14 protein-coding genes are annotated in these 21,046 nt (G+C 49.0%); 2 read left to right on the top strand and 12 right to left on the bottom strand.

The annotated features are described in order from the left end of the window. Positions 1–786: 786 nt before the first annotated feature. Complete coding sequence (locus TY10_RS02570) at positions 787–4,698, bottom strand: discoidin domain-containing protein (protein ID WP_042160249.1); 3,912 nt, start codon at positions 4,696–4,698, stop codon at positions 787–789. Between the two features lie 903 nt (positions 4,699–5,601). On the opposite strand from TY10_RS02570, the gene TY10_RS02565 reads away from it, so the two are divergent. Next, entirely contained in the window at positions 5,602–6,945 is a 1,344-nt protein-coding gene (locus TY10_RS02565; RefSeq protein ID WP_042160247.1) for a lytic polysaccharide monooxygenase, read from the top strand. A 68-nt stretch (positions 6,946–7,013) separates the two neighbouring features. Here TY10_RS02565 and TY10_RS02560 read toward each other — a convergent pair whose 3' ends face one another. The 10 genes from TY10_RS02560 to TY10_RS02515 form a co-directional block, all read right to left on the bottom strand. Continuing rightward, positions 7,014–8,348, bottom strand: a complete 1,335-nt coding sequence (locus TY10_RS02560) for an ABC transporter substrate-binding protein (RefSeq protein ID WP_042160245.1) — start codon at positions 8,346–8,348, stop codon at positions 7,014–7,016. Positions 8,349–8,591: 243 nt separating this feature from the next. Then, entirely contained in the window at positions 8,592–9,296 is a 705-nt protein-coding gene (locus TY10_RS02555) for an HD domain-containing protein (RefSeq protein ID WP_052350307.1), read from the bottom strand. Positions 9,297–9,333: 37 nt separating this feature from the next. Next, positions 9,334–10,089: an MBL fold metallo-hydrolase gene (locus TY10_RS02550; protein WP_052350306.1), complete on the bottom strand. Its 756-nt coding sequence runs from the start codon at positions 10,087–10,089 to the stop codon at positions 9,334–9,336. Further along, entirely contained in the window at positions 10,086–11,834 is a 1,749-nt protein-coding gene (locus TY10_RS02545) for an ABC transporter ATP-binding protein (RefSeq protein ID WP_042160244.1), read from the bottom strand. Before TY10_RS02545 ends, TY10_RS02550 begins: the two co-directional genes overlap by 4 nt. A 17-nt stretch (positions 11,835–11,851) precedes the next feature. Further along, positions 11,852–12,631, bottom strand: a complete 780-nt coding sequence (locus TY10_RS28580; protein ID WP_052350305.1) for an energy-coupling factor transporter transmembrane component T family protein — start codon at positions 12,629–12,631, stop codon at positions 11,852–11,854. Positions 12,632–12,647: 16 nt separating this feature from the next. Further along, a complete protein-coding gene (locus TY10_RS02535) occupies positions 12,648–13,241 on the bottom strand; it encodes a hypothetical protein (protein WP_042160242.1) in 594 nt (197 codons plus the stop codon). A gap of 16 nt (positions 13,242–13,257) precedes the next feature. Then, a complete protein-coding gene (locus TY10_RS02530) occupies positions 13,258–13,965 on the bottom strand; it encodes a Crp/Fnr family transcriptional regulator (RefSeq protein ID WP_042160240.1) in 708 nt (235 codons plus the stop codon). 69 nt (positions 13,966–14,034) lie between these two features. Further along, complete coding sequence (locus tag TY10_RS02525; protein WP_052350304.1) at positions 14,035–14,511, bottom strand: NUDIX hydrolase; 477 nt, start codon at positions 14,509–14,511, stop codon at positions 14,035–14,037. Between the two features lie 197 nt (positions 14,512–14,708). Continuing rightward, a complete protein-coding gene (locus TY10_RS02520) occupies positions 14,709–16,208 on the bottom strand; it encodes an IMP dehydrogenase (protein WP_042160238.1) in 1,500 nt (499 codons plus the stop codon). Positions 16,209–16,421: 213 nt separating this feature from the next. Continuing rightward, a complete protein-coding gene (locus tag TY10_RS02515; protein ID WP_238327413.1) occupies positions 16,422–19,166 on the bottom strand; it encodes a glycoside hydrolase family 2 protein in 2,745 nt (914 codons plus the stop codon). A gap of 142 nt (positions 19,167–19,308) precedes the next feature. On the opposite strand from TY10_RS02515, the gene TY10_RS02510 reads away from it, so the two are divergent. Continuing rightward, a complete protein-coding gene (locus TY10_RS02510) occupies positions 19,309–20,247 on the top strand; it encodes an ArsR/SmtB family transcription factor (RefSeq protein ID WP_042160234.1) in 939 nt (312 codons plus the stop codon). Between the two features lie 77 nt (positions 20,248–20,324). Here the strand turns inward: TY10_RS02510 and TY10_RS02505 are convergent, their stop codons facing one another. Further along, the gene (locus TY10_RS02505) at positions 20,325–20,957 is read right to left on the bottom strand and encodes an SGNH/GDSL hydrolase family protein (RefSeq protein WP_042160232.1); all 633 of its coding nucleotides are present in this window, start codon (positions 20,955–20,957) and stop codon (positions 20,325–20,327) included. Positions 20,958–21,046 lie beyond the last annotated feature (89 nt).

The raw sequence follows: 21,046 nt of genomic DNA, 5'->3' as shown, positions 1-21,046 counted from the left end.
CGCAAATGATCATTTTTAGCCGAACGAGAATCAAAATGCAAATGTGCATTTTGATAAGGCCAAAATGACCCAAAATCGCTATCAAAATGCAAAAATACATTTTAAATCGCTCAATTTCGGCTTATGTGAGCTTTTCGGCCCAATCAACCTGCACTTTTACATTTTGACGCCATAAATCGCCGAAAAACCCGCTAACAACCTGCACTTTTACATTTTGATTCATCATTTCTATGACAAACCCGGCTCAGTTAAGCAGAATGAACTTTATTGTACTAAAAATGGTGCTATTTGAGGCTCTGTTAAACTAACTTTTCACTACTGGAGATTACGGCTACTTTACTGCTATAACGAAACCTTCGCGTTCCCTATGTACTGTCTAATTCCTAATGTGTGCTGCCTTATAGCGGCTACCTCTGTATATTTACCTTTATTCATTACTTGGTGCGTACACTTGAGAGCATCTCTCCTTGTTGGTTACCTGCTGTTTACTGCCTTTACGTACACTTTGTGTGTGCACATTTGAGAGCATCCCTCCTTGCTGATTACCTGATGCTTACTGCCTTTAACTCACACTTTGTGTGCATTACCTTAAGCGCATCAGTGTAAGCGGAGCGTTTTGAGTTCAGGCTGACATTTCGAAGGTTCGATCCATTTAACATCGTATAAGCGATGGGACAATGGAAACAAAAACGGCAGAATGAACCAAAACGCGCAGCGAGCACCTCTCTCCTAAAACACCAAAAAGGCGTTCCGAAAGAACGCCTCCCTGATTCTGCCATATGCCGCTTAGTTGATGGTCACAGTAAATCCATTCTGAATGTAATTCACATTCGGATTAGCAATATTGCTCGTCGTCAAATTATTAAACGTCGCTGAGCCATTGCCGGTATAAGTGTAGATGGCTGCGCCTTTATGCGGCGATGTGAAGCGAGACGTTTCAATACCGTCTAAGCCCGTGCCGTTGATGTTAATGTTGTTGAACACGATATTTTCAAACCCTCCGCCATAACCGAATTGAATCGCGCTGCGCTGAGTGTTGATAATATCAATGTTCGAGAACGTAACATTTTTAATAGAGTCGTTAGAAGCCTCTAAGTCAATCGCTCCACGTTCGCCATTGTACAAATCCTTACTCGTGCCGCTGTTGATAATTGTCGTATCCGAGAACAAAATACCCGTATTATTCTGGAAATGATGTCCCGGGAAAACGGTGTTCATACGGATGCCGGAGCCTCCAACCGTATCGACAATCAGGTTGTTAGTCGCTTTGTGACCGCCGCCGCCAAAGAATGCGATAGCTGCCGCACGCCAATTGTTCTCAATCGTGTTGAAAGAGAACGTATTGTTCACGCCCGCAGGTGTACCGTTGACGTTACTCGTCCATACGGCAAGTCCGTCATCGCCATTATTGCGGATGCTGCTGTTGCGTACAGTTGAATTGCTTGTTCCTTGCGCAAAGTTGATACCATCTGCAAGGTTATTCCGTACGCGGCTGTTTTCAATCACAAGATTATCCGCATAAATCGCTGGAGTGTGGGCGTAATCGCCGACCCAGAAGCCGCATTCAAAATGCTCCACCCAAACGTTATGCACTTTGGAGTCTTTACCGAAATTGTCCATAAACGCTTTGTAGATGGCCTCTTGGTTGTAGCGGGATCTCAAGTTGGAGTTCATATAGATATGGCTGAAATCCAGCTTCCCTTTAACCCGGAACGATATGCCGCCTGACGCCGCATTTGCATTCGTAAATTGAATGTTTGTATGCCAGATACCGGCGCCAACAATCGTAATGTCATCGATCATATTGCTGACCGAGCCAATTTTCCACATGTTGCCCAGATGGAATGTTCCTGCCGGAATATACAACGTTTTTCCAGTGGCAACCGCTGCCGTTACAGCAGCTTCGAAAGCGGCAAGATCATCATTGCCGTCATTAGCGATTGCACCGTAATCCGTTACAGATACGGAATTGGCCGGACGTGGAACCACGACAGGCACAGGCTCGATTTCAAGGAAATCGACGCCATATTCCAGACTGTCTCCATTCCCCTTCTGGATGCGGATCGTGTCACCGCTTTGGAGCGGAGTATCCAGCTTCCAGTGGACTTCATCAAAGCGGAACAGCGGACGGCCGCCTCCAGGAGCGTCGGCAGGATGATCACTGTTGAAATATTGCCAGCTATAGTAGGAAGTCAGCGATACCGTCTTCACTTTGACGCCATTGACATAGACATCAAGGGAGCCGTTCAATCCCATGCCGTTAGCCGAATCAGGCATCGTAAATCTCATCGTGACTCCGGCTCCGCCCTCGCCTTGACGAACGGTCCATTGCGCATAAGAGCCGTTAGACGGAAGCGCAATATAACGCTGACCGGAAGCTTCCGAGGCTGTTAGCGCTTGGTCAAAAGTTGGTGCCGACTGCAGGGTAGCACCGCCTCCGCGTGTAGCGTCGTCCGTATCATATCGGCTGTAAGGCATGCTGGCACCGCGTGCCGAATAGACAACCAGACCTGTCGTACTTACGTTATTCGTCTGTTTAATTGGAAGCTCGTTGGCATCTGTAGCGACCGTTACTGTTACGGAATAGTTGCCAGTTGCCGCTGTCCATGTTCCCATGCTGACATTAACGGAGGCCCCTGCGGCTAAGGTGCCGGTAAACGATCCATTGTACGTCTGTATCGTTGCCCCTGCCCCATTTTTCAGTACGACCGTAACACCATGAGAACCGCCTGCAGATGCAAGGTTTCCTTGATTTTTAACATTTACCGTAAAGGCCACCGCGCTGTTAGCCGTTGGTGTATTAGGCGTCCAAGAAACCGTCCCTACCAGATCAGAGCTTGCGACTGGCGCAACTGTTAATGGCGCAGAATGGGTATAGCTATTGTTTGCCTTATTTTGCTCAATAATGGCATTGTTCTCATCAACCCTGGCATTGACTGTATAATTCGCAGCTGTCTTCTCTCCGGCATTGAGTGATACCGTTGCCTCGGCACCGGCCGCAAGCGCACCTACCGGAGCAGAGCCTGCTAATGTATTATTCAGATAAAAATTAACCGTCGTTGCCGGAGCACCGGCATTGCCGATATTTTTCACAACAGCGTTCAGCGTAATAGCATTCGTCTCAATCGGCGCAGACGGCGTCCATGAAATATTGGTTACTGTCAGATCCGGATTTGGAGATGGCGTGCCGAACACTTGGAACTCCGCCACTTGTCCCCCCGGAGCACCGGAATTGGACGTAATGCTCAATTGGAGCCTTTTCACTGTAGCTGCAACCGGAATCGTCACTGTATTGCCAGTTGCCGGATTAAACGTATAGGATTGCGAAGTTACCAAATTACTGAAGCTCGTCGTGTTCTGATTATGTCCCAGCACTTGAATCGTCTGTGTACGTGTTGACCATGCCGCGGACGGGTTAAGCTTCAGTACAATTGACGTTACGTCATGATTCGCTCCAAGATCAAGAGTTAGCGTGCTTGAGCTGCCTCCGCCTTCCCAGTAAGTATCCGTGCTGTTATCGATCGCATTGGCTGCTGCAAAGGATTGCGTGCTTGAAGAAGCCGAAATCGCTTTGCCGATGGCAATGTTGCCGCCTGGGCCAGCCGTAGGCGTCACGGTCGGCGTCGGTGTTGGCGTCACGGTTGCCGTCGGGGTTGGTGTTGGTGTTGGTGTTGGTGTCGGTGTTGGTGTCGGTGTTGGTGTCGGTGTTGGTGTTGGTGTTGGTGTTGGTATCGGTGTCGGTGTCGGCGTCGGCGTCGACGATGCCGTCACTATAATCTGATCCAAATTAACGTTGCCGGTATCGCCGGCATCATATTTGTAAGCAATCGTGTTATTGCCGGCATTTAAAGCGACCGTCTCTGCCTTGGTCCCCCAAGTGTCCCAATTGGCCAAGCTGGACAATGAGGTTTGACGGAGTTTCGTACCGTTGGCATAAAGACTGAGCGTCTTCGCACTTCCGCTGCCGTTGGCGTATTTCAGAGCCACATCATAGTTGCCTGCCGAAGGTACATTGACTGTAAAAGTCGTCGCAGCGCCTTGCGTCCAGTAACCGTCAACAAAACCCGTACCCGAGTAACCGGTATGGTCAGTATTCACTTTCGCTCCTCCGGATAGCGCCGCAGACTCCGCTTGGTACGTGCCCGGTGCAGACGGCGTAGGACTAGGCGTAGGTGTCGTACCGCCGCTGCCGTAAATTTCAAATTCCGACAGCTGCGCCGCCGGCCATTCCGTATTGGCCGTTACATTCAAACGAACGTAGCGTGTACTAGCTGCAGTAAAGTTAATGGTGACCGAATTCCCCGAAGCAGCGTTGAATGTATAACCCGCCGAACCGACAATATCTGTAAAAGATGAACCGTTCGTACTTCCTTGAACAGCCAGCGTTTGCGTTCTGGAGCCCCAGCTTGCAGGCAGCTTCAGGACAACCTGGTCAATGCTTGTATTAGCTCCTAAATCGACTTGAATCCACTGCGGGAACGCATTGTTTGTACTTTCCCAATACGTGTTCTGATCGCTGTCCTTCACATTGTTCGGGCTATACGATTGAGATTGGCCGCTTGCCGTTACCGTCTTGCCCAGAGCGAGATTAGCACCGCCAGCTGCATGCACTGGGGCCGACGGGCCTGCTGACAGCAGCAGGCTTGAAATCAGCATCGTCACTGCCAGCGACCATGCCACATACTTCTTGTTGCGCATTATATTCCTCCTCAATAAAAATGGGATGCGAGAACATGCGTAAACCTTCCAAATCAAATAATGATAGCGGTTACAATCCATGATGTCTCACTTCGACTTTTTCCGTCTTTCTTCTTCCGCTGCCTCACCTGCCTTTATCAGATTAATTGACGGCGATCCCCCTTTCCATGTCATACATTCCCATTATAGAGACAGAGCTGACCAAGCTATAAGATGCAATACTACGAAAAATGTATGCGCTTCCACTTTGTTTGGAAAATACCCCCATCCCTTACGGCAGCACCCTTTCACTACCTTCATTGTTAATGTCGCCGACCGTATCCCTACAGCCGCTTTTTTTCGACATACCCAACACTTTTCCATCTTCTGTTAGTTATTTGTACCTATAAAAAGTTTATAAAAAGCCTATCCGCTTGCTTGTCCTCTTCCTGCACAATCCTCGAATCGATAAAATCATGACTGCTTGAACTGCAACTAGAACGCCGGAAAAACAAGATTTTCTGCGCATTAGAGACTTATAATTGCAAAAACCAATCATTTTTTTGATTATCCACTCCAAAAGACTCAAGTCTAATTTACAAATTTACCATATAATGAAATCGAACGAAGCAATGATCCTCTCGATAGTCATGAGTAAGCAGCACCCTAGTTTGCCAAATCTCAGCATACTCCCTCCCTCTCTTTCTTCTAATGTTCCTTCTAATTTGAACACTTTATCTTGCATTCCACAGCCTGCCGCAAATGAATTCAGTTGACCTTGAGATTCGATATGAACTCTCTTCTTGAGTTTATATATTAATCTTTTGGAAAGGAGCTTGCCTATGAACTGACATAAGCTTGGTCCGATTTATTGCGCTGCCGTCCAGCCAAAGTGATTCAAAAAAATTTGAAGGAGGTTCATTTATGACGTCATTTCGAATTTATAACGTATCTGTGTCCAAATTGATCGGTATCCTGCTTATTGCCGTAATTTCCATGCTTATGCTTACAGAAAAGGCTGCTTTTTCCCACGGTTATGTGGAAGGGCCAGCAAGCCGAGCCGCACTATGCAAATCGGGGCAGAACACCGATTGCGGCTCCATCATCTACGAACCGCAGAGCTTGGAAGCGCCAAAGGGCTTCCCTGCCGCCGGACCTGCTGACGGTAAAATAGCGAGTGCTAACGGTGCGTTTCCTAAGCTCGATGAGCAGTCGGCAACCCGCTGGTCCAAAGTCAATATCTCCTCCGGCAATAACACTTTCACTTGGAAGCTGACCGCCGCACACGCTACGGCAAGCTGGAAATATTACATCACGAAGCAAAACTGGAATCCCAATGCGGCCCTTACCCGCGATTCCTTTGATTTAACACCGTTTTGTTCCGTCAGCTACGGCGGAGTACAACCGCCATTCACTTACTCCAATACATGTAACGTGCCAGCACGCACAGGCTATCAAGTCATTCTGGCTGTGTGGGAAATCGCTGATACTGCAAACGCTTTCTATAATGTTATCGATGTGAACTTCAGCGGCACAAATCCGGTTGACACCACTGCACCTTCAGCTCCAGGAACGCTGACATCTCCATCGAAAACAACGACCAGCGTCTCGTTATCATGGGGGGCCGCCACCGACAATGTCGGTGTAACGGGCTATCGGATATTTAACGGAGCCAACCAGATCGCTCAAGTTTCCGGCTCTACCCTTACTTACACAGCAACTGGACTTACGGCTAATACTCCTTATACATTCAGCGTTAGAGCGATAGACGCAGCTGGCAACGTGTCAGCTTCCGGCAATGCGTTAACGGTAACGACGAACCCGATCGTCGGTAATGATACGCAACCGCCTACGGCACCAGGAGGATTACATGTCATGGGTGCTCCGACCTCTTCCAGTCTGCAGCTCATGTGGAGCCCATCAACTGATAATGTTGGGGTTACCGGCTACCGAATCTACAACGGCTCGACTCTCGTAACGACAACGTCCGGCACGGCAACCTCTTATACCGTAACTGGACTTAGCGCAAGTACGACTTATACATTCAGCGTTAGAGCGATAGATGCAGCTGGCAATCAATCGGCTGCCAGCACAGTAAATGGCACGACCGCAGCCACTTCGACTGCGCCTGCTTGGGCACCGAATACCGCTTATTCGGTAGGTACTCTCGTTTCCTATGGAGGCTCTGTCTATGAGTGTAGACAGTCCCATACGTCTCTCGTTGGCTGGGAACCGTCGAACGTTCCTGCACTGTGGTTGTTGAAATAAAGTCTGGTCTATTGAACGACAAAAAGGATGCGCAGCTTAATTCATTCGCTGCGCATCCTTTTCTACGGTTATGGCTTCTGTTTATGCTCCAGCAGGCTGGCATCGAGCAGCATTTGCCCTTCCTCCTGAATTGTGCCTAAGGCTTCATGAATGGATTTCTGCTTATCCAACACCTCTTTCAATTGCTGCTCTCGAAGCTGATTATAATTCTGCAGAAATTGTAAAGGCAGCTCCTTCGGTATAGCGGATACTGGCGCAAATTTATGTTTATAAAAGGGCTCCAGACTATGCCCGTCCATCTCCTTCATCGCTACTGTCCGGGACAGCAGCTCAAAAGTGCTATTCGATTTGATCTTTGCCAGTTCCTCACTGCCAGCGAACTTCAAGAACGTCCATGCAGCTTGCCGGTTGGGAGAATTGATATTTATTGCGAAGATATTGCCGAGTGCAAGAGTAGACGATTGTTCGGGATATTGGGGATTAACTGGTTCCGTGACCAGATCCCAGTTCATCGTGGAATTCGATGATTTCAATTCAGCGGTTATACTTTTGAACAAGGTGAAATCTCCAAGATACATGGCGGATCTTCCCTTCACGAAGGGCATCTCTTTATAGAAATTCATATCGATGACTTGATTTTTAATATCAATATAGGGAATGATTTCTTTTTGAAAAGCAGCAACTGCTTTCTCCGCGTTCTGCTGATGCGCTGCCGTATCCGCCGCAAGCTTCATCCTTACCGGGTCCAGCCATTTCAAGCCTGCGGTTTCGTCGAGCTTGCTTAGCAGTCCATTAGGCGTCGACTCCCATGGCAGAAGCGATAAGCCGTATATCCGATCATTGCCTTCTCCCTCCCCAGCAAAACGCTCGGCGATTTGAAGCACCTCATCCCAAGTCATTCCATCGGTTGGATATTCGACGTGATAGCGGTCAAATAAATCCTTGTTATAAAACAAAGCCGTAGAACTAAACGTTGGAGACAACCCGTAAAGCTCTCCGTCTCCCATACTCTTTAACGTATCCAGTACCCCCGGCGTTATAGAGTCTAATGAATATTTCGATTGCTTGACTAAGTCGTCCAGAGTGAGCAGCTTTCCCTCTCTGGCCATTTCCTTATACTGACGCGCACTTAACAGCAGAATATCTGGCTGCTCCCGCTCCAGCCATTGCTGCAGATCAGCATCATTGTTCGGATCCATACGTTCCATCGTGAGCTCCGCCAGCTCAAGCTCAATATTGGGATTCGATGATTGAAATAAGTTAGCGTAATCCGCGCCAAACGAATATTCATTGAAATACATCACTTTAATTTTTCCAGAGACAGGTTGTTTGGACGAAGAACAGGCTGTGAATAGAATCGCCGCTGTCATGCATATGGTAAGCATACGAACATAAACGCTCATCTGATCTCCCCTTTATCCGCTCACAGGCAATTGGTATATCTTTATTATATAGGCTGCGTACAAACGGATATAATAGGCGATTTTACGCAGAAAGTAGTGTATTCCAAGATGATGCATCATCTTGCTTTCAATGAAAGGCGGTTTCATGTACCCCTACAAAAAAACGCCATTAAAGCTTCCACTGTCTGATGACCGTGTAAACTTTGATGGCGTTTTAGCATCTATGCAATCCTTGTCAATGAATCAGCGGTGATCCAGCTTCAGCTCATGCTCGAGCTGCCTAACGAAATGGACTAGAAATTGATGCCGTTCGGCTGCCATGCGCTGGCCCGGTACGGTATGCATCCCGTCGGATAAATTCAGCAGTTTCTCATAAAAGTGGCGGTATACGGAACCAGACGGTTTTTGATCAGGGTCAAATACACCGCCTGACCATTCTTCATCGTCTGCCAATGATAATCCGTGTGCACCGCCAAACATAAAGGTACGTCCAATGCCAATCGCTCCAATGGCATCGATCCGGTCCGCATCTTGCAAAATTTGTTCATCAATGGACAAAGGCGCCCTGTCATCGCCGCCGGTAAACGGATACTCCTCATGCCGCGATATCGCTTGCAGCACTCGTTCAAACCGCACTTCATCCAAAAATGGTTCTAGCAATGACTCAAATTCGCGACGCAATTCATCTATCGCTTCGTGCCCATAATGAAGCCGTCCTGTCTGCTTTTCCTCCTTGCGGTAATAATCATGCAGCAGACCAGCTGTCATCGCAATTTCCTTATCCGCCTGAAGCTCGGCTGCAAGATCTGCAGCCAGCTCCATGACACGAACAGCATGTAAAAAATCATGCCCGGTAGAGTCGTCGTTCATTTTTAGCCAAACCTTTTCCATAACAGGTTCAAACCATGCCGGAAACGCCAACCGGACAAAAGGAAATTTGCTACTCATATCAGTATAACCCCTCCCTTATCTTCCAAATTGCCCGCTACCAAGCGAGCCATTCATGCTGCCGCAGCAGCTTCATGCCTTGGAGCTCATGTTCCGGCTTATCTGCCGGCACCTCTCCATAATGCATTAAATACAATCGGTTGCGTATTTCTTCCGGGTACCTGCACAGCTCCTCAAAGCCCGCATGAACAGGATTATAGGTGAAGCTTGAATCGTGATAAAACGTATCTATACCCTGATCGAGCAAGGAACAAAGCAGTCCTGTATCCGCCTGCATATCGGAGCTATAAAAGAAGCGGTTATCCATAATAAGCGAGCAGCTAAATTTGGCGGGCACATGAAGTGTCTGCAGCCAGCGGGCCGTCAGTCCGGCTGAAGAACCGGCCGAGAATGAAAAACTTTCTCCTTCCTCGACCCAATGCACGTCAAAATAGTCTTCCAGTGATACTCTGCCTTCCACTTTGTTTTCCAGCGTCCCGCTAAGATACTTTTCCCATATAACCCCGTTTAAAGGTGAGGGCAGCCACAGCTTCAGCTTCCTCCCAGCAGCGTATGCGCCATATAGAGCCGCCTCATCCAAGCCTCCGCAATGATCATAATGAAGATGAGTAATAAAGATGCCCTCAATATCCTCAAAGCCCAGACCGATTTCATGCAGGCTTTGCCACGCCATCGCTCCGCAATCAATGAGAAACAATCGTCCCTGTGCGTCAATTAAAGCATTGTTATGATAAGTCGATTTGCAGAACCCGTTGCCGACACCCAGCATCATCATAAGAAATGGCTGCGTCATCCCAGCACTCCTTCCGCAGCCGTCTCCATGACTCCTTCTACGCTATGAATATGAGTGATAAACTCATCTGAAGACAACGCCGGTTCAGACCATCCCAACGCATAGGAAAGCTCGACTACTGGAGGAAGCGTAATCTGATGGCGGTGAAGCTTTTCTTTTTTAGCGAAAATATCACGGGTTGGCGCATCCCATTGTATGTGGCCGCCTGACATCACGATGGTTCTCGGTACATAGTCAGCCACCACTCGCATGTCATGGGTAAGCAAAATGATGGTATGGCCCTTCTGCCACAGCTTCCGGATGTAGCTCATCATCTCTTGACACCGCAAGGAATCCAGTCCCGTTGTTGGCTCGTCCAGTATAATGACTTCCGGTTCCAGCGCCAGAATGGACGCGATCGCCACTCTGCGCCGTTCTCCCCTGCTTAGAAAATGCGGATGTTCATGTAAATAGCTGTCGATATTCAATAGCTTCGTTACCTGTCTTACCCGCGCATCAATTTCCTCCGCCTTCAACCGCTGAATATGCAAGCCGTAGGCCACTTCATCATAAACCGTTCGACGGACAAACTGAAAGTCAGGGTTTTGGAAAACGAAGCCGACATGCCGGACTCTCTGCTCGGCCCCATAGGAATTCGCCAGCTTGCCATGAATGAGCACTTCGCCGCTGGAAGGCTTCAATAGCCCGGTTATCAGCTTGCACAAGGTAGACTTACCCGCTCCGTTATGACCGATGATCGCGGTAAACTCACCTTGCATGATTCGCAAATCGACCGGCTTGATCGTCAAATCCGTATCATGCTTCTTATACTTAAATCGAACCTGCTTAAGCTCAATGATCGGTTGTGCGTCGGCGGCAATACGCCCATAACGATACGACTGTCCGCTGCCTTCCCAATCAAGCTGCGCCTTGTTTTCACGCCGTTTCCCCAATTCCTCTTCAAGCTCCGCCACAGTTAACGGGTCACCTCCGTCCGATCTGCGTACACCAAGCTGCCTCGAGAGATCTACAATCTGAGGCATAGGAAGCAGCTCACGAACAGCCTGCTGATCAAATACTCGCGCAGGAGGGGTATCGGCAATGATTCTCCCGTTCGCAACGACGATAACCCGATCAGCATGCGGGAGTGTCACATCCAGATTATGATCTACAAATACGACCGTATAGCCCCATTGGCGGTGCAGCTCGCATATCGTCTCCATGACCATCTCTTTTCCCATCGGGTCCAGCTCCGCGGTTGGTTCGTCAAGCACGATTACTTTCGGCTGCATCATTAGGCAAGCCGCAATGGCTACCCGCTGCTTTTGCCCGCCGGACAGCTCTAGAGAGGATCGCAGCAGCAACGGTTTAATCTGAACCTGTTCGGCTACTTGGGCTAGACGGCGATCGATTTCCTCTACGGAAACGCCCATATTTTCCAAAGCAAAGGTCAGTTCTTCCTTCACTGTTCCTCGAACGAGCTGCCATTCCGGATCTTGCAGCACCGTTCCGACCACCGATACAAGGTCATACGGGAACGTCTGCTGAACGTTAATGCCGTCCACCGTCACGCTCCCTTCATACAGAGAGCCTTCCATTTCGTTCGGGATCAGCCCATTTATGGAGAAGCATAACGTCGATTTTCCGCCGCCGCTTGGCCCTGTTACAAAGACGAATTCGCCTGGATTAATTTGCAGATTTAACGTATGCAACAGGGGCTCTTTGGACGATTCATAACGGCAGGAGTAATTGTCAAAACGGATCATAGCTGCTGCCCCCTTGTCTAAAGTTTATAAAACCATTGCAGCGTCAGCCACACTGCAGTCAATAATACCGCCGACGATATGGCCCAGTTATCAATGGCCGATAAGCGGGGATTATAGTAGTACGTTCTTTTATTTTTCCTGCCTACACCTTTTAAAGTAAGGGCAAAGCTAGTCGTACGGAATCGTTTCAAGAATACAAACAAGACCGGGATAAGCAAGCTGGCGAATCGCTTGGTTCGCGTCAGTATGCCTCCAGAGCGGAAATCAACTCCGCGGCAATATTGAGCATCCATGACCGTCTTCACATCGAAGATCATCAAGCTCCAGTAACGCAGCGCAAGCGACACCGCCAGGGTTAGAAACTCAGGCAAACCGAAGCGTTTCAAACCGATGACCAAATCTTCCGGAGATGTGGTGAACAGCAGAATAAAAAATAATAGCGACCAAATCATCATTCTCAAAATAAACGTTATCGCGAATAAAACATTTCCCGAAGAAATTTGAAACATCCAATAGCCCCATTCGGCATGTACATATACCTGTCCGCCCATATCCGCAAAGAAATAAGTCAAGCTCATCATAACAGCCAGCATTCCAACAGGAATCAGCAGCAGCAAATGGGTTTTGGGCGGCCGGATATAGATGAACAAACCAGAGCATGCCAGCAACAGAACCAATAGACTCACTGGCTGCTCCATGAACAAAGGAACTAGTGTTAATAGAATTCCAAAGATCATAATTTTTGTGAAGCCATGCATGTAATGAATGATGGAGTTCGAAGGATAATACAGCTGCATTTCATATCTCCCCTTATTAGCCCCAGAACCGTTTGAAAAACAACCCTGACTTATTCATATAATCTGACATCCATGTGAACAATAGCGGACTAAGAATCGCGGCCGTAAGCGTATTGCTGACCTGCATCCAAGCCCAGACGGTACTCCACACCACGTTGGCCGGAACCTTTTGAAATAGAATGAGATTAAGCGCTACAAGTACGGTTCCCGCCACCATGCCTAATATGACAACCAATATAAAATGAACGCGGTCCTTCATACTTTCCAGCTTTACTTTGCGGAACATGACACCGGGTATAAAGCCCATCGCAAATTGCGCCAATAGGGCGAGCGGATAAACGGCAGGGTTCATGCCGACTACCAGCATGGAGAGGACATTGCCGACAACTAATCCGGCCGAACCCCATAGACCAAACCAAATTCCGAACAGAGGGGCGAAAACAGCAGCCGGATAAATCGCTTGCACCGTACCGATTTTAATAGGAAAGTACCGGGAGATATAAATCGTCGCTCCATAAATTAATGCGCTAATAACGATGGCAACGATATGGCGGGCCGAAATGTTTTTTTGCGCCATACCGCGCTGCATCGGATTCGATAATTGCGTCATAAATGAATCACTCCTATTATGATTTGCTTTCAAGCTCTTGCAGCTCTTTCTCTATTAAGTAGCGGCTCCATTCATTGCATATAATCTGATTTTTTTGGACGAAAATCATTCTGCGATCCTTCAGATCCTTTAGCACCCGGTTAATGCTGCGCACCGAGACTCCCCATTCTAACGCGATATTTTCCCGTGAGAAGGCAATCATGCAGGCGACATGCTCGTTAAAGTCAAAATGCTCAAGCTGCTTGTACAGGTAGCGGGCCAGCCGGTGACGAAGCGACATGGACATGTGATCAATCGACTTCTGTCCGGCTTCATAGAGCTTTTTAGACAGCTGTCTGTTCAATATGAATACAAAGTGGGGATCCGCCTCGATCCATCGGCTGTATATAGCTGTTTTCAGAGCGAGTATGGAGCCTTTTGTTGATGCAACAACCGAGCATACGTAAGGCCGATCGAGAGCGATCTCAATATCGCTGATTAATTCCCCGGGATAGAGATAGGCCAGTATGACTAAATGTCCGTCGTCCAACGTATGCTGAACTTTAAATTCGCCTTCTATGACGATATAGAAGTAATCCGCCATTCTTCCCTGCTCGCAAACCATCTCATGAGGCTGCACATTGGCAGTACTCCAATGTCCCAACAAGTCGGCTGGCATATGGGCAAGCATATCGTTTAACCAGCCATGCTTCTGTCTGAGCTTGTCTATGATTCCGTCCTTCATCCTTATCCCTCGTATCCGTGCATGATTTCCCTCATTATGCCCTGGAAATGAACGAAGAGATACAAGGCGTCAATAATCGAGCAACACTTCGGCAATTATTCTTTTGGCCGCCACTCGAACCGCTTCAGGCATTGGCTGCATATCCAGCTGTTCAGCGGACAACCATACACCCCCCTCTTCTTTCTCATCCACCTCAACCTGCTCTCCGGATACTTGTCCCAAGTAGATCAAGTCAATATGATCATGCTCCTCATCAATCGGTTCCAGTTGAATCGCGATGGGCGCAGCCAGCATCGTCACTCCATCCTCCAGCGGCTCATGGCGGGCAGAGGATAAGAGCTTGATCGGATAACCGGTCTCCTCCAAAACTTCCCGCAGCGCTGCCTCATCAGGCGTTTCATTCTCCTCCAGATGGCCGCCTGGCGGCAAATAACTGCCGACAAATGGCGGTTTCGTCCTCCGGACAAACAGCAAGCGGTCCCTGCTCTCATTCAGCACATATACGGTTGCACTAAACTCCCGGCGCCGTCTCTTTAAGGGCTCCATACCTTCCCGTCACTCTCCTGTTGCTGTATTTGTTATGCAACTTCATTAAACAATGAATACCCTATTAGCAGTAAGGACATTTGTCCCAATTAACAATACTTTAATAGTCGAGAAACGCCCGACTGCTTCGGCAACGCAAAAAAAAGCTGAATCCCTATCAAATAGAGATTCAGCTTCCTTATAGTTGATATTATCTTTTATTCAGCAGACAATCCGTTTTCCTTCATAATGACGTCATGGGCTCCGCCTTCAACAAGACTCGTTGCAGAGACGAGTGTAATGCGGGCGTTCTGCTGCAGTTCTTCAATGGAAGTCGAGCCGCAGTTGCACATCGTCGATTTCATCTTATGAATCGTTTTGTCGAGGTTTTCCTTCAGCGTACCTGCATAAGGAACGTAAGAATCCACGCCCTCTTCGAAAATAAGTCCTTGCTTGCCGCCTGTATCATAGCGCTGCCAGTTGCGGGCGCGATTCGAGCCCTCGCCCCAGAACTCTTTCACGAAATTGTTGCCGACCTTAAGCTTCTTGGTTGGGCTCTCATCAAAGCGGGCGAAATAGCGGCCCATCATGACGAAATCCGCGCCCATCGCGAGTGCCAGCGTAATGTGGTAATCATGAACGATACCGCCGTCGGAGCAGATCGGCACATAAATGCCAGTCTCTTTGTAATATTGCTCTCTCGCTTCAGCGACCTCCATCAGCGCCGAGGCTTGTCCGCGCCCGATACCTTTTTGCTCACGCGTAATACAGATGGACCCGCCGCCGATGCCAACCTTCACGAAATCCGCACCGGACTCCACCAGGTATAGGAAGCCTTCACGGTCAACTACGTTGCCTGCGCCGATCTTCACGTCAAAGTTTTCCTTCACATATTTGACTGTCTCGTATTGCCATTCGCTATAGCCGTCCGAGGAGTCGATGACAAGAATGTCTACGCCCGCTTCGACAAGCGCTGGCACTCTCTCTTTGTAATCCTTCGTGTTAATGCCAGCACCTACGATATAGGATTTATTCGTATCCAGCAATCCATGCGGATTTTCCTTGTCTGCATCATAGTCTTTGCGGAATACGAGATGCTGCAGATGCTGATTCTCGTCTACAATAGGCAGGCAGTTCAGTTTCTTCTCCCAGATCAGATCGTTTGCTTCAGGAAGCGTAATACCGGATTGTCCATAGATCAGGGACGAGAATGGCGTCATGAATTGGCTGATTGGCTTGTCCAGGGAATCGCGGCTTAATCTGTAGTCCCGGCTTGTTACGATACCGAGCAGCTTGCCGCTGGAAGTACCGTCTTCCGTAATTGCTACTGTGGAGTGGCCATTCTCTTCTTTCAAGTTCAGCACGTCCTGCAGAGATTGATCAGGCTTGAGATTGGAGCGGCTTACGACGAAGCCAGCCTTATATTCCTTAACCTTGCGGACCATCGATGCCTGGTCTTCAATGGACTGCGAGCCGAAGATAAAAGAAATACCGCCGCATCGAGCCAATGCAGTCGCCATATTATGGTCGGAGACAGACTGCATGACCGCTGATGAGAACGGTATATTCAAAGAAATTGCTGGCTCTTCGCCCTTTTTAAACTTCGTGATCGGTGTTTTCAGATCGACGTTGTTCGGCGTACAGTCCTTTGTTGTCAAGTTGGGAATCAACAGAAATTCGCTAAATGTACGGGATGGTTCCAAATAATAGGTTGCCAATACGCTCACTCCTCAACTTTTTTGTAATAGTAAATACGGTAAAGCTGACCTTATAAATTCTAAATAATATAGCAGATTACTTTTTGTTAGTCAAGAGCCTGTTCAAAACCTCTACTCTCATTATACCCTACTTTCATCCCGATAGAGATAGGAAAAAGCTTCAAGCGTGATGCTTGAAGCCTGTGAAATCATCTATTGCTCTATGTTAATGGATTAACGGTATCGGATCAGCAGATCGATTGGATATCGCCCTGCATTGCGTCCATATAGAGCCAAGCCTCCGTCTCCAGCTTGCAGCTCCAACGTAAAGCGCCTGCTTTCATTAATCTTCGCCGCGAGCCTTGAAGGTACGATCACCTTGCATAAGTAACCGTAGGAACCGCCCTCCTCCAGCTTCCTGTCCGTCGCTTGATAGTGCCAGGACAGCATACCCCGGCTGTCGGCCGGGTCGTCCTGCAAATGGAACGAGGCTGCCGTTACTCCGTTAATGACAACGGAGACGTCCGAGCTATGAACCTCTTCGCCTGTCATGTAATACGTATTCGGATTGTACTCGACGTTAGCATTAGCACCATGCATGAATTCGATTCCATGCTGATGAATTTTCGCTCCTTCGCGATTGCGCGCCAGCATCCGCTTCGCACTCGCCTCGAAGAAGATTTCGATCTCGCTCAGCAACGGCACCTGTTCAAACTCCGGCAGCACAACCTCATAGACGAATTTACCTGCTTCGCCGCCGTTCACTTTATGTTCCCTGAGAGCCTTCCATTCATAGTTGAAGTTGTGCTCCGAATAGCCGGCGACAGGAATGCTCAGCCATTCACCCTCCAAGCTGTAATTTCCTTCCTTCTCTCCGCTGCGAACATCAAACGTTGTGAAATTTCGCGATATAATCCTGCCATCTTCGTCAACAAGCTGCAGCGCCAAGACGGCTGCAGCGTCTTCCATAGGCATCCATAGGCAAAGATCCGGCAGCGCAGATACGCCGTAGTCCTGCCAATCGATAACGAACGAGCCGCGGCTGTCGGTAATTCTCGTTCCCAGTCTGTCATGCCACAGCTCCCATACGATACGCAACGGCTGTCCATGATACTGGTCACTGTAGCTGGAACGAAGCAGCTTAAGCGATACGGTGTCTCCGGTGTTTACCGTCTGGCATGGCGGCGCATCAATGACAACAAAATCAGCCGTATGCAAATCTCGCAGTGTCATATCCGGTACATAAGCTTCGTACCCAAACTGCTTATCAGTCCCGTCCAGCCGGTAATAGCCGTTGAATTCATTCGTCACATCACGGAATTCGGTGAACACAAATCCGCATAGCTTATCATGCCGCCGGAATTCATTAAGCATGTAGCGATAATGCCACGCCAAATCGCTGTCGCCGGCGCCGCCGTCATCGATTCCCCATACATTGCCGCATTCGCTGTTCATGAGCGGGGCATCCGTCTGCGTATTCCCCCCGATATAATTGTAGGATGAACCTGCGAACGACTGACTAACAACTTCATTCAAATGAGTGCGAACCTGTTCGTAACCGTTCATATAAAAATGCCAAGTATTAATGTCGGTCTCAACATGATCATTGTTACAAGGCGAGTGATCCTCTACGATCCTAGTCGGATCGAGCTGTTTCGCCCAGCGATATTGCTGCCTGACCCACTCCTGCGTCTCCGGCAAGAAGCTGCTTGGCTGTGAGCTGCCTGTCAGTCCAGTCTCGCTGCTTCCTGTCTTTAATCCCCAGGTTTCATTGAACATGACCCAAGCAATAATACTTGGATGATTATAATCCCGGTGAATCGTCTCTGCTGCTTCGCTTTCATATGCAGCTCTAGCCGTTTCATCCGGGTTGCCCCAGAAGCAAGGCATATCCTCCATAACCAGCAGCCCAAGACGGTCTGCCCAATACAGCTTACGCGGCTCCTCCGGCTTAATGTGGATACGGACGAAGTTCAGCCCCAGCCGCTTTATCAAATAGATATCCTCCCGCATCTCTTCATCGGTCGGATATGTGAAATAGCCTGTGCGATGGTAGGACTGATCCAGCGTTCCGTTTAAATAAACCGGCTTGCCGTTCAAGGTAATCCACTTGTAATCCCGCTCTCCGAATTTGGCGGTGCCAATCTCGCGAATGCCGAAGTAAGTGCCGATCACATCGGTTCCGAAATCTCCTGCCAGCTGCAGTTCTCCCTCATACAAGTTAGGATGCTCGGGACACCAGAGCCGGGGCTCCGTTACGATAAAGCTTGTCTCTATCTCATTGCGTCCGGCTTGGAGCAGCAGCTGCAGCTCATGCTGGACGTCCCCGAACTGAAAACGAAGATGAGCTGCATCATTGTCCAGTGTGGATTCAATTACAGCCGTAACCTTTACATTGCCGTCTATAGACGTAATGAATTTTGCACTGGCCACATAAGCTTGAGGCCGGGCCTCCAGCCATACCGGCTGCCAAATCCCGCGCATTTCGCCATATCCTTGCTTGCCGCGCGTCTGATCATCCCGATCGAAATCCTCCACACGGACAACGATGACGTTTTCTTTTCCGCAGTTCCAGACGTCAGTGATGTCAAATTCAAAGGTGCCGTAGCCGCCTCGATGGGAGCCGGCAGCTACCCCGTTAATCCAAACTTCACATGCGTAATCGACAGCCCCAAACCGGAGGAAAAGTCTGCTGTTTGCCGCAGCAGGACTCCAGCTCAACGAGCGCCGGTACCAGCCAATTCCTTTATCATTCCTTCCTATTCCTGATAGAGGACTTGCCCATGAGAACGGTACAGTAATTGTCTCCTCGAAATCTGCCCTATGCTGCCAATTGTCCTTCAGCCCTTCATTACCGGTATCGAATTGAAATTGCCAAGCGCCATTCAAATTAAGCCAATCAGCGCGCTGCCAGTCTGGACGCGGGTATTCCGGGCGGGGAATTGTATGGTCAATCGCTTTCAACAATGGAGATGCCAAGCTAACACAACCTTTCATTCTTGGAATTAACGCCATCATATCAGCAATATAACAAAAAACAATGTATATTATAAATTTACAATACTCGAAAATCGTTGTACACTAGAGCTATTAAGATTCATAGGGAAGCGGGCTGTTATTAATGAATGAAAACAAACAAGAAATGCTTCGATTTCCGTCCTCGCGTATTGTTGAGATCGCCAAAGCATTGTCCGGCGACGTCCGGGTACGTATTCTGGAGGCGCTCGGCGACAAGCCGATGAGCGTCGGCCAATTAGCGGATGCGCTGGGAGTTGCTCAGCCGACCATCTCCATCAATGTGCAAATGCTGGAGCAAGCCGATCTTGTCCTCTCCTGGCAAGGCGCCAACCGGGAGAAAATATGCTCCGTCACCTGCCGCTCCATCGTATTGGAGCTGCCAGCTAAGCCGGGTGACGGGCTGCACCGGATTGAAGAAATACATATGCCGATCGGCATGTATGCCACTTGCTCCGTACAGCCGACTTGCGGCATGGCGAATCGCGATGGAGCCATTATCGGCTCATCGGATGATCCGCGCGTGTTCTACATGGCGGAGCGCACGGATGCCGCGCTGTTATGGTTTTCAGGTGCTGGCTTCGTCGAATACTATTTCGCCAACCCGATGCCGCCCGGCGTCCAACTGGACGAGATCGTATTACGGGCTGAGCTCTGCTCGGAGGCGGCCGGATCTTGTGAAGAATGGCCCTCCGATATTTCACTTACAATTAATGACCTGCCTATCGGCACCTGGACGAGCCCCGGCGATTTCGGCGACCGTAAAGGCAAGCTGACCCCAGAGCGATGGAGAAGCGGGACCGAATACGGCATGCTTACCGAATGGCGCGTTAATCGACAAGGCAGCAGCATCAACGGCTCCGGCTCTTCCCGATCGACAATCGATGAGCTTGCCTTATCCTTCAACCAGCCGATCCGTGTCCGGCTGGAGGTTAAGACGGATGCTGTCAACCGCAATGGCATGAATCTGTTCGGCTCGGCCTTTGGCGATCATCCTCAGGATATCGTCCTCTCGTTTATCCGTTCTGCCGAGACATCCGGCTAGCGCTAGGAACAACGTATGACACCAAAGAACCGACCCCTTTGTGTAAAGGAGTCGGTTCTTTGGTGTGAAGCAATAAATTATCTGTTCGCTTGAACAGCATTCAGCCAAGCATCTGCAATCAATTCTTGTCCGAGACGTGCCGGATGAACGCCATCGGGCGCCAGCTCGCTAATTGGCGATTGCGCGCTTGCAGCAGCAAAGAGGCCGTCGATTGGCACATACAGCGTACGGAATTCTCTCGCCAATTCGCGAACGGCATAGATTTTCGGATCCAGATCCTCACGCCATGCATGGCGGTCTTCGACGTTCGGCAATACGAATGGCTCGATAAGGACGAGCGACGCGTCGCTATTCTCCTTCGTGCGCAAGATCAGCTTACGATAGCCTTCGTAAAATTTCTCCGTCGAGGTCGGATCATTATTGTCGTATTTACGCCAAGTGTCGTTAATGCCGACGTAAATAGACAGCCAGTCCGGCTTTAAGTCGAGGCAATCCACATCCCATCTGCTTGTCAGATCTGGAATACGATCACCGCTAATGCCGCGGTTCAGAAAGGTAACGTTATGACTGGGATAAAGCCGGGCGAACTTCTCTGCAATAATGCGCACATAACCGTCGCCCAAATGAGAAGCGTTGTCTCTGTCTCTTCCTGCATCGGTAATGCTGTCCCCTTGAAAAAGCACTGTTGCATTTTGTTGAATCAGCGTCATCGTCAAAATCGCTCCTTCGCTAGCTGTAGGAATATATTGCTAATGTCTATTATGAACGCTGGAAAGCTTCGTGAATAGTTCAATATTTA

Source organism: Paenibacillus gorillae (assembly GCF_000513275.1).
GTDB lineage: Bacteria > Bacillota > Bacilli > Paenibacillales > Paenibacillaceae > Pristimantibacillus > Pristimantibacillus gorillae.
This window is presented reverse-complemented; position numbering and strand designations above follow the sequence as displayed.